The organism is Pseudorhizobium tarimense (assembly GCF_022968135.1).
Lineage (GTDB): Bacteria > Pseudomonadota > Alphaproteobacteria > Rhizobiales > Rhizobiaceae > Neorhizobium > Neorhizobium tarimense.
Window position 1 is genome coordinate 190,030 of sequence record NZ_JALJRA010000010.1, and the last position, 9,186, is coordinate 199,215.

General features: G+C 63.5%; 11 protein-coding genes and 2 pseudogenes. 4 read left to right on the top strand and 9 right to left on the bottom strand.

The genetic code is table 11. The features are described from left to right. Positions 1 to 7: 7 nt before the first annotated feature. The gene (locus tag MUU54_RS14000; protein WP_247244621.1) at positions 8 to 463 is read right to left on the bottom strand and encodes a cyclic nucleotide-binding domain-containing protein; all 456 of its coding nucleotides are present in this window, start codon (positions 461 to 463) and stop codon (positions 8 to 10) included. A gap of 9 nt (positions 464 to 472) precedes the next feature. Further along, positions 473 to 1,156, bottom strand: coding sequence for a response regulator transcription factor (locus MUU54_RS14005; RefSeq protein WP_247244622.1), 684 nt, complete (start codon positions 1,154 to 1,156; stop codon positions 473 to 475). Between the two features lie 137 nt (positions 1,157 to 1,293). Between MUU54_RS14005 and MUU54_RS14010 the strand changes: the two genes are divergently transcribed. Further along, the gene (locus MUU54_RS14010) at positions 1,294 to 1,842 is read left to right on the top strand and encodes a L,D-transpeptidase family protein (protein WP_247244623.1); all 549 of its coding nucleotides are present in this window, start codon (positions 1,294 to 1,296) and stop codon (positions 1,840 to 1,842) included. Between the two features lie 82 nt (positions 1,843 to 1,924). Next, the gene (locus MUU54_RS14015) at positions 1,925 to 3,913 is read left to right on the top strand and encodes a PhoX family protein (protein WP_247244624.1); all 1,989 of its coding nucleotides are present in this window, start codon (positions 1,925 to 1,927) and stop codon (positions 3,911 to 3,913) included. A gap of 48 nt (positions 3,914 to 3,961) precedes the next feature. Here MUU54_RS14015 and MUU54_RS14020 read toward each other — a convergent pair whose 3' ends face one another. After that, positions 3,962 to 4,510 carry a SixA phosphatase family protein gene (locus MUU54_RS14020; RefSeq protein ID WP_247244625.1) on the bottom strand — a complete coding sequence of 183 codons (549 nt, stop codon included), beginning with the start codon at positions 4,508 to 4,510 and terminating at the stop codon, positions 3,962 to 3,964. 151 nt (positions 4,511 to 4,661) lie between these two features. Beyond that, entirely contained in the window at positions 4,662 to 6,071 is a 1,410-nt protein-coding gene (leuC, locus tag MUU54_RS14025; protein ID WP_247244626.1) for a 3-isopropylmalate dehydratase large subunit, read from the bottom strand. On the opposite strand from leuC, the gene MUU54_RS14030 reads away from it, so the two are divergent. Continuing rightward, positions 6,070 to 6,303, top strand: coding sequence for a hypothetical protein (locus MUU54_RS14030; RefSeq protein ID WP_247244673.1), 234 nt, complete (start codon positions 6,070 to 6,072; stop codon positions 6,301 to 6,303). The two genes, leuC and MUU54_RS14030, sit on opposite strands and share 2 nt — an antisense overlap. 17 nt (positions 6,304 to 6,320) lie before the next feature. On the opposite strand, the gene MUU54_RS14035 is transcribed toward MUU54_RS14030, so the two are convergent. From MUU54_RS14035 to bufA1, 5 genes and pseudogenes are all read right to left on the bottom strand, one after another. Continuing rightward, the gene (locus tag MUU54_RS14035) at positions 6,321 to 6,791 is read right to left on the bottom strand and encodes a DoxX family protein (protein WP_247244627.1); all 471 of its coding nucleotides are present in this window, start codon (positions 6,789 to 6,791) and stop codon (positions 6,321 to 6,323) included. Then, on the bottom strand, positions 6,788 to 7,039 hold the full coding sequence (locus tag MUU54_RS14040) for a hypothetical protein (RefSeq protein WP_247244628.1): 252 nt from the start codon (positions 7,037 to 7,039) through the stop codon (positions 6,788 to 6,790). The genes MUU54_RS14035 and MUU54_RS14040 overlap by 4 nt, the downstream gene beginning before the upstream one ends. 32 nt (positions 7,040 to 7,071) lie before the next feature. Beyond that, a complete protein-coding gene (locus MUU54_RS14045) occupies positions 7,072 to 7,557 on the bottom strand; it encodes an HvfC/BufC N-terminal domain-containing protein (RefSeq protein ID WP_247244629.1) in 486 nt (161 codons plus the stop codon). Then, positions 7,521 to 8,207 (bottom strand): annotated as a pseudogene (locus MUU54_RS14050) (MbnB/TglH/ChrH family RiPP precursor modification enzyme); the annotation flags it as partial. The gene MUU54_RS14045 and the pseudogene MUU54_RS14050, both read right to left, overlap by 37 nt. Positions 8,208 to 8,230: 23 nt before the next feature. Continuing rightward, positions 8,231 to 8,428: pseudogene (bufA1, locus tag MUU54_RS14055) on the bottom strand (BufA1 family periplasmic bufferin-type metallophore); the annotation flags it as partial. A gap of 204 nt (positions 8,429 to 8,632) precedes the next feature. Between bufA1 and MUU54_RS14060 the strand changes: the two are divergent. Continuing rightward, entirely contained in the window at positions 8,633 to 9,184 is a 552-nt protein-coding gene (locus tag MUU54_RS14060; protein ID WP_247244630.1) for a sigma-70 family RNA polymerase sigma factor, read from the top strand. The last annotated feature ends 2 nt before the right edge of the window (positions 9,185 to 9,186 follow it).

Genomic DNA, 9,186 nt, shown 5'->3' on the forward strand with positions numbered 1-9,186 from the left:
AGACCATCTAGCTGAAGCGGCTCTGCAATCCTGCAGCGGCCGTTGCGAGCGCTGTGATGTTGTCGCGAATGCGTGCCTCGACCATCCGTCCGACCTGCGGATATTCCTCCAGCAACCGGTGAAAGAGGGTGCGGCTGATGCGCAGCACTTCGGAATCTTCCGCAGCCACCGCGGTGAACTTCCGCTCGACCATGGTTACCAGCGCCAGCTCCGAGAGCAGCGTCCCGGGCGTGGCGACCACTTCGAGCCTAGCCGAGCCGCCACGCTGGAAGGCCAGCAGTTCGAGTTTTCCTTTCGAAACGACGTACGCCGCTTCCGCCGGCGATCCTTCGCGAAACAGCTCCTGCCCCGCCGCGACCGCCCGACGCTCCGCACCGAAGGCCAGCAGCCGCAGTTGGTCTCCATCCAGCCCGGCAAAAAGAGGCACTTGCGAGAACAGGGCGATGTCGGTCGCGAGAGACATCCGTCAGCCTCAGGGTACGATCTTGTAGCCGCCGTTCTCGGTCACGAGAATTGCAGCATTAGACGGGTCACGCTCGATCTTCTGTCGCAGCCGGTAGACATGGGTTTCGAGCGTGTGGGTCGTCACGCCCGAATTGTAACCCCAGACCTCCTCCAGCAGCACATCGCGGGTCACCACCTTCTGGTCGGCGCGGTAGAGATAGCGGATGATTGCCGCTTCCTTTTCCGTCAGGCGGATTTTCTTGCCGTCCTCGGTCGTCAGCAGTTTCTGGCTCGGCTTGAAGATATAGGGGCCAACGGTGAAGGTTGCGTCCTCGCTCTGCTCGTATTGGCGAAGCTGCGCACGAATACGGGCCAGGAGTACGGCGAAGCGGAACGGCTTAGTGACATAGTCGTTGGCGCCAGCCTCCAGGCCGAGGATCGTGTCGGAATCGGTGTCGTGGCCCGTGAGCATGATGATTGGCGCCTTGAACCCGTTCTTGCGCAACAGCTTCACGGCCTCGCGGCCATCCATGTCCGGAAGACCGACATCCATGATGAGAAGATCCACCTGCGTGGACTTCGCCGTCTGCATCGCCTTGGTGGCGTTGGCTTCCTGCAGAAGCGAGAACTCGTCATAGAGCGACAGCTGCTCGATCAGCATTTCGCGCAGGTCGTCGTCGTCATCCACCAGCAATATCGTGCGAGCTGCCATTCTTCCTGCCTCTGGTTTATCGCGCCCTTGTCTCAGTTACGGTCGGAGAGGGCAATTGGTTCAGGCACTTGATCTAAGTTGCATCGTGCTATGAATTCAAACCAAATCATCTTCAAAGCAATAACTCGTGAGGGAAAATGGCTGTTTTGTGTAGGCGAAAGGCTCCTCCGGCCCTCGTCGTTACTGTGCAGCCTGCCCCCGGCGACCCGCGACGCGGGTTCGTGAGCTTCGGTGGCCTTACCGTTCCGGCAGCGCTTGGCCGCTCCGGTCGGACCGTCTTCAAGCGCGAGGGCGACGGCGCAACGCCAATTGCGGCCATGCGCCTGCTCTACGGGTTCTACCGCGGCGACCGCGCCCTCGGGCTGCACACGGCCCTGCCGATGCGGCGGATCCGCAAGGACATGCTCTGGTGCGATCAGCCTGACCATCCGAGCTATAACAGGCTGGTACGGGCGCCGTTCTGCCCCAGCCACGAAGAGATGATGCGCCGGGACGGCCTCTACGACATCTGCCTCGTGCTCGACTGGAACGTCACCTCGCGCCGGCGTCACCGCGGCTCGGCCATCTTCTTTCATCTCATCAAGCCGGGTTATCAGCCGACAGCTGGCTGTGTCGCCATCAGCCTCAAGGACATGCGGCGATTGCTTCCCCACTTGCGTCGCGGAACGGTGGTCCGGGTGCTGTGATGGCCTCTCTTTGTCGCACAACCGTAATGGAGGAACCCTAGTCTCGCCCGGGTAGACTTCACCCCGTCAGCAGGAGACTGTCATGACCGAAGAACTCTGTCCGAAGATGTTCCCCACCACCCAGCTTGAAGAGGCCGATGGCGAAGGTCATAACGCCAGCGCCAATCCGACCATGGGCGAGATCATCAGCCGGCGTTTTTCCCGCCGCAACTTCCTTCAGGGATCGCTTGCCGTCTCCGCCATCGCAGCGACCGTCAGCCCTGTCGCCCTGATAACGGCCGAGAAGGCGAGAGCCGCGACCGGCTCGGCCTTCTCCTTCCCGGAAGTCGAAGCCGGCGTCGACGCCAATCACCACGTAGCGGAAGGCTATGACGCCGATGTACTGCTCCGGTGGGGGGATGCGGTGTTTGCCGATTCTCCGGAATTCGATCCGGCAAACCAGACCGCCGAGGCGCAGTCCAAACAGTTCGGTTACAACAACGACTATGTCGGCTTCATCCCGATCGATGGCGCCGCCGATCACGGTTACCTCGTCGTCAACCACGAATACACCAATCCGCACCTGATGTTCCCGGGCCTGGTGACGGTGGTCGACGGCAAGGTGGAGCAGGGGCCGCTCAGCAAGGAGCAGGTCGACGTCGAGATGGCAGCCCATGGCGGCACCATCGTCGAGATCCGTCGCGTAGACGGCAAGTGGCAGGTAGTGCGCGATGGAGTCAACAATCGCCGCATCACGGTCAACACCGAAATGCAGCTGACCGGCCCCGCGGCCGGCCATGACCGTCTGAAGACCTCAGCCGACGAAAGCGGCACGAAGGTCATCGGCACCGTGAACAACTGCGCCGGCGGCGTCACGCCCTGGGGCACCTACATCATGGCCGAGGAAAACTTCCACGGCTACTTCATGGGCGGCCTGCCGGCGGACCATCCGGAGGCGGCGAACTACGAGCGCTACGGCGTGCCGGAAGGCAGCTATGAATGGGGCCGTTTCTACGACCGCTTCGATCTGTCTAAAGAACCTAATGAGCCGAACCGCTTCGGCTGGGTTGTCGAAGTCGACGTGATGGATCCGAGCTCGACGCCGAAGAAGCGCACCGCGCTTGGCCGTACCAAGCACGAGGGCGCGGAATCGATTGTCGCCGACAATGGCAAGGTCGTCTTCTACCTCGGCGACGACGAGCGTTTCGACTATGTCTACAAGTTCGTGACCGACGGCACCTACAACCCGGATGACCGTGCCGCCAACATGGACCTGCTCGACGCCGGCACGCTCTATGTCGCAAAGTTCGAGGAAGACGGCACCATGGAATGGCTGCCGCTCGTCCACGGACAGGGGCCGCTGACGGAAGAGAACGGCTTCGCCAGCCAGGCGGATGTGCTGATCGAGACCCGCCGCGCCGGCGATGTTCTCGGCGCCACAAAGATGGACCGTCCGGAAGACATCCAGCCGAACAGTGTCAACGGCAAGGTCTACGTGATGCTGACCAACAACACGAAGCGCACGCCGGATCAGGTCAACGCGGCAAACCCGCGGGCGGAGAACGCCTTCGGCCACATCATCGAGATCTCGGAAGCCGATGGTGACTTCTCCGCAACCAAGGGCAAATGGGAAGTCATGCTGAAGTGCGGTGATCCTTCGGTGGCGGAAGTCGGCGCAACCTTCTCGACGGAAACGACGAAGAACGGCTGGTTCGGCATGCCGGACAACTGTGCCGTCGATTCCGCCGGCCGTCTTTGGGTTGCCACTGACGGCAACAGCAACAAGGCCACCGGCCGCACCGATGGTCTCTGGGCCGTCGACACGGAAGGCGATGCACGGGCAACGTCGAAGCTCTTCTTCCGCGTCCCGGTCGGGGCGGAAATGTGCGGCCCGCTCTTTGCGCCGGATGACGAGACGGCGTTCCTCGCCGTCCAGCATCCGGGCGATGGTGGCGAGGACTGGGAAGGCCATGGCCGCCCGTCCTATTACGAGGACCTGTCCACCCGCTGGCCGGACTTCAAAGACGACATGCCGGTCCGCCCGTCGGTGCTCGCGATCACCAAGATCGGCGGCGGCAAGATTGCCGTCTGACGCTGTTGATCTGACGATGGAAGCTCCGCCCGCCAGGCGGGGCTTCTTCTATTTGAGAGAGCGTGGCGTCACGAACTGCGCAAGATAGCCGGAGCCGGGCTCGATGTCCTTCCAGTCGAAGGCGGGGAAATCGATCACCGCCAAAGCGCCCGTCGGATATTTTTCCACCATGGCGGCGCGCGCACTGGCCTTGCCGTCACCGACCAGGAGCAGCGCCACTTCCTGTAGACCGGGATTGTGCCCGACTATGACAAGGGTATCGGCGATCGCTTCAGCCCGGCGCAACACCTGGAGCATGTCTGCCGCGGATGCATCATAAAGCTCAGGTATGATCCGTGTCTCGATCTCCCCCGGCAGCCGTTTCCGCACCAGCTCCCAGGTCTCCTGGGTCCGCGTCGCATCGGAGACGAGCGCCAGGTCGGGGACGAGATGCTCGCGCGCCATGTGGTTGCCCATGGCCGGGGCTGCCTTCAGCCCGCGCTCCGCCAGCGGCCTCTCGTGGTCCTCCACGCCTTCTGGCCAAGCGGATTTCGCATGGCGCAGGAGAAGCAGCCGGCGCTGCCGGGGGAAAGGCTCATTCGCTCGGTGTTCAGGCATTGCTTCCCCTCCCGGTATCCTTGCTTCCCTCATTATGGGGTGCAAGGGCCTGCAGGACTAGTCGCTCTTCCAGCGCGTTGGTCAGCAGAAAGAAAGATGCCGCCGAGAAACCCCGGCGGCACCCTTGGACTGAATCGATCAAACAGAAGGCTTACTGCCACTCGCGAATGTCGACGAAGTGGCCGGCGACGGCCGCAGCCGCAGCCATGGCGGGCGAGACCAGATGCGTACGGCCCTTGTAGCCCTGGCGACCTTCGAAGTTTCGGTTCGAGGTCGAGGCGCAACGCTCGCCGGGCTTCAGCCGGTCGTCGTTCATCGCCAGGCACATCGAGCAGCCCGGCTCGCGCCATTCGAAGCCTGCCTCCTTGAAGATCTTGTCGAGACCCTCGGCTTCTGCCTGTTCCTTCACGAGACCCGAGCCCGGCACGATCATCGCAGACACGGTGGGCGCGACGGTGCGGCCCTCGACCACCTTGGCGGCCGCTCGCAGATCCTCGATGCGGCCATTGGTGCAGGAGCCGATGAAGACGCGGTCGACGGCGATGTCGGTGATCTTGGTGCCGGGCTTCAGGCCCATGTAGTCGAGCGCGCGCCACTTGGAGGTCCGCTTCGTCTCGTCCTTGATGTCGTCCGGGTTTGGAACCACGCCCTGCACCGAGATGACGTCTTCGGGAGAAGATCCCCAGGAGACGATCGGCGGCAGGTTCGCCGCGTCGAGCACGATCACCTTGTCGAAATGCGCACCCTCGTCGGAATGCAGCGTCTTCCAGTAGTCGAGCGCCATATCCCAGGCAGCACCCTTGGGCGCGCGCGGCTTGTCCTTGATGTAGGCGAAGGTCGTCTCGTCGGGCGCAATCAGGCCGGCGCGGGCGCCGCCTTCGATCGTCATGTTGCAGATCGTCATGCGGCCTTCCATCGACAGCGAACGGATTGCCTCGCCGGCGAACTCGATGACATGGCCGGTGCCGCCCGCGGTGCCGATCTCGCCGATGATGGCGAGGATGATGTCCTTGGCGGTGACGCCGACGGGAAGCTTTCCGTCGACGCGCACCAGCATGTTCTTCGCCTTCTTCTGCACCAGCGTCTGCGTGGCCAGAACATGCTCGACCTCGGACGTGCCGATCCCGTGCGCAAGCGCCCCGAAAGCGCCGTGGGTCGAGGTGTGGCTGTCGCCGCAGACGATCGTCATGCCCGGCAGGGTGAATCCCTGCTCCGGCCCGACGATGTGGACGATGCCCTGGCGCTTGTCCTTTTCGGAATAGTATTCGACGCCAAAGTCGTGGGCGTTCTGTGCCAGCGCCTCGACCTGGATGCGGCTTTCCTCGTTCTTGATGCCGATATGACGGTCGGGCGTCGTTGGGACGTTGTGGTCGACCACGGCCAGCGTCTTCTGCGGTGCGCGGACCTTGCGGCCTGCCAGGCGCAGGCCCTCGAAGGCCTGCGGGCTCGTCACCTCATGCACGAGGTGACGGTCGATGTAGAGAAGACAGGTGCCGGTCTCGTCGGTGGAGACGACGTGGTCGTCCCAGATCTTGTCGTACAGGGTGCGGGGTGCGCTCATGGCTGCCATCCATTGGGTAGGTCTGAAAAGGAAGATTGCCGGCTGGTATCGCGGCCGGTGCGACTGGATCGGCTTAGCTAAGTCGGCTGTTCAGAGCGCCGGAGACGCGCGCGAAGAAGCGTGCCGGCAGACGCTTATGGTCCTGCAGCACGATGAACTGGTTCGCGAGGCATCCGAATTTCGATCCCATGGCGTCGTATTTATCAGTTTTGCGAAGCTCGTTCAACAATGATGGATGGGACGCGCTTGTCAACGACTGAGCCGGGCCGCGACCACATGATCCAGCGACAGTCGCCCGGGGCCCCGTGCGATGATGATCAGCAAACAGGCGGCCCATGTGCTGTGCGTCGGCCAGGCGCCGGGGTAGACGAAGATCTGGATCACCAGCGTCATGGCGAGCAGCCCGAGTGCGGCAAGCCGGCTGCCGAGGCCAAGCACCAGCAGGAGGGGGAAGAGATGCTCCGCCAGCGCTGCCAGATGGGCGGCGATCACCGGCCTGATCAGCGGCAGGGCGTATTCGTGCTCGAACAGGTAGACGGCGTTTTCCGACACCTGCCAGCCTTCCAGCTTCGTCTGCCCCGACTGCCAGAAGACGGCGGCAATCGACAGGCGCGCGACAACCGCGATCAGGTCGTGCGGAATGCGCTCGAACAGCCTGACACCCTCCCGCAGGCGGCGCGACAGGCCGTGATCTGTGGAAACGACGGCGGGGCTGCTCATGGCTGCTCTCCTTGTTGGGTCAGGATGGTTGAGAAGGCACCGCCGCTCAAGGCACAGGCGAGAGTGGCGGTGAGGTCGAAATCAGGATGCGCCGCTGCGGCGGCCCCGGCTGCGTCTGCCAAGGTTCCACCCGCCGCCAATGCGTCGAGGAAGACAGCGCCGCCTGGGGGCAAGCGCAGGACCTCCACCGTCAGATGCGGGCGGGTCACCAGCGCGTCCTCCGGCGTCCAGTCGCTGATCGGTGCCACAGGCGCCTCGCCGGCATTCATCGCCCAGATGGTCACGAACGGGAAGGCGGAGCGCAGGTCGCGGTGGCGGGATGGAGGGTGAAGCGCACCGCCGCCAGATCGTCCGGTGCCACTGCCGCAAGCCTTGCGGGATCAAGCGGCGCGACGTCGGCTGCGTGATAGGCGCGGCCACGGGCAATTTCCAGCCGCACGTTGGCAAGGAAAGCAACGGATTGCGCGGGCGGGAAGGTTTCGGCGAAATCGGGAAAACTGTCGCCGAAGAGAAAGAGCAGCGGAGAGCGCGGCGGGTGTTCGCGGATGAAGATGCCCGCCATCGCAGCGAAGAAGCCTTCGCCCACGATCCGTTCGGCAGCCGGAAAGCGGCTGGCGAGTGCGCGGCGCAGGCTGACCATAACGTTGTTGCGGTAGACATCGTAGCGCGCCTTCGGCTGCCGGCAGTTCCACGATGTCAGGCCCTCCGGCAGCGCACTGTCCGGCTTCATCAGGCCCGCCGGAAATCTCTGCTGCGTCGTCGACATCGCCGCCTCCTATGCCGCAAGTGCCGAGCGCCGGAGGATGGTTGCGCCGCCTGGGCTTCCGCCCGCAGCACCGGCCAGTCCGGCACGTCGTTATCCCATTCGATCAGCGTCGCCACCGGCCCGATGCGCCGAACCACGTTGGCATAAAGCGCCGACACCGGATCGCGCACCGGCGTGTCGTGCGAGTCTATCAGCAGCGTTGCGCCAAGGTCATCTTCCGTCTCCGAATGGCCGCCGAGGTGGATCTCGCACACGTGTCGGACGGGAAAGCGTGCGAGGTAGCTGGCCGGATCGGTGTTGTGGTTGGTGGAGGCGACGAAGACGTTGTTGACGTCGAGCAGAAGGCCGCAGCCGCTGCGCTTCACCACCTCGTCAAGGAAGTCAGTCTCTTCGTAGGTACTTTCTTCGAACAGCAGATAGGTTGCCGGGTTCTCCAGCAGCATCTGTCGTCCCAGCGCCGTCTGCACGTGGTCGATATGCCGGCACACCTGCGCAAGCGTCTCCTTCGTGTAGCGCAGGGGGAGCAGGTCGTTCAGAAAGGTCGTGTCATGGGTGGACCAGGCGAGATGCTCCGAAAAGCTCTCCGGCTGGTAGTGATCACAGACCTGCTTCAGCCGCTGCAGGTGATCCTGGTTAAGCGGCTGCATGGAACGCCGGCGGGCACGAGCTTCTAGGCGTTCTGCTGGTAGTCGACGGTTGAGGTTCCGGCGCAGGTGGTGCCGGGGCCGGCGGCGCAATCCTTCTGGCCCTTCAGCGCTACGCCGTAGCATTTTTCCTTGCCATCCTGCTGGGCAAGGGCTGGCGATGCGATGGCGGCAAGAGCCGAGGTGACGGAAGCCGCGACGGCAAGAGAAATGATGCTGGTCTTCATGTTCAATCTCCCTGGTGAGCAAGCCCTCTTGGTTCGCATGGAGACCTACGCCGGGCGACGGGGCGGCGTTACAGCCGCGGCCGAGAATCTTTCGCAGGCGGCTGTCCCAGGCGGTATGGTCTACGGGATGCGCGAGATGCGGCGCCGTGGAAATCCAAAAACACGCGTAACGATGAAGCCAACCTCTGCGTAGGGCTCTACAGAATGAGTGATCTGGCGCGCGAAGAGCAATGGTCCGCATGGATGCGGGCGGCGATCGGCGGTGATGCGCAGGCGTATCAACGTTTTCTGACGTCGGTCACGCCCCATCTGCGGACCATGGCGCGCCGGCGTTGTGCCCAGTTCGGTGCGCCTGCGAGTGAAGCGGAGGACGTCGTGCAGGAAGTCTTGCTGTCGATCCACCTGAAGCGCGGCACCTGGGATCCGTCCCGCCCGATTGCACCTTGGATCTCCACCATGATCCGCAACAAGCTGATCGACAGCCTGCGCCGGCGCGGAAGCCATGTGGACGTGCCGCTCGAGGATGTGATGGCGGTGCTGCAGATCGACGATCAGGCGCAGACGCAGGAGCGCCTCGACGTCGACCGGGTCCTGAAGACGCTGAAAGAGCCGCAGCGGACGATCGTGCAGGCTATTTCGGTGGAAGGCAGCAGCGTTCGCGAAACGGCGGGACGTGTGAACATGACCGAGGGAGCGGTGCGGGTCGCGCTGCATCGCGCCCTCAAGGCGCTAAGCCTCACCTATCGGAGCCAATAAAC

Bases quoted from the DNA above. Each gene is read 5' to 3' on its own strand.
- MUU54_RS14030 (WP_247244673.1), top strand. From the start codon at position 6,070: ATGGCTGCCATCCATTGGGTAGGTCTGAAAAGGAAGATTGCCGGCTGG.
- MUU54_RS14015 (WP_247244624.1), top strand. From the start codon at position 1,925: ATGACCGAAGAACTCTGTCCGAAGATGTTCCCCACCACCCAGCTTGAA.
- MUU54_RS14000 (WP_247244621.1), bottom strand. From the start codon at position 463: ATGTCTCTCGCGACCGACATCGCCCTGTTCTCGCAAGTGCCTCTTTTT.
- MUU54_RS14010 (WP_247244623.1), top strand. From the start codon at position 1,294: ATGGCTGTTTTGTGTAGGCGAAAGGCTCCTCCGGCCCTCGTCGTTACT.
- leuC (WP_247244626.1), bottom strand. From the start codon at position 6,071: ATGAGCGCACCCCGCACCCTGTACGACAAGATCTGGGACGACCACGTC.
- MUU54_RS14005 (WP_247244622.1), bottom strand. From the start codon at position 1,156: ATGGCAGCTCGCACGATATTGCTGGTGGATGACGACGACGACCTGCGC.
- MUU54_RS14035 (WP_247244627.1), bottom strand. From the start codon at position 6,791: ATGAGCAGCCCCGCCGTCGTTTCCACAGATCACGGCCTGTCGCGCCGC.
- MUU54_RS14045 (WP_247244629.1), bottom strand. From the start codon at position 7,557: ATGTCGACGACGCAGCAGAGATTTCCGGCGGGCCTGATGAAGCCGGAC.
- MUU54_RS14060 (WP_247244630.1), top strand. From the start codon at position 8,633: ATGAGTGATCTGGCGCGCGAAGAGCAATGGTCCGCATGGATGCGGGCG.
- MUU54_RS14020 (WP_247244625.1), bottom strand. From the start codon at position 4,510: ATGCCTGAACACCGAGCGAATGAGCCTTTCCCCCGGCAGCGCCGGCTG.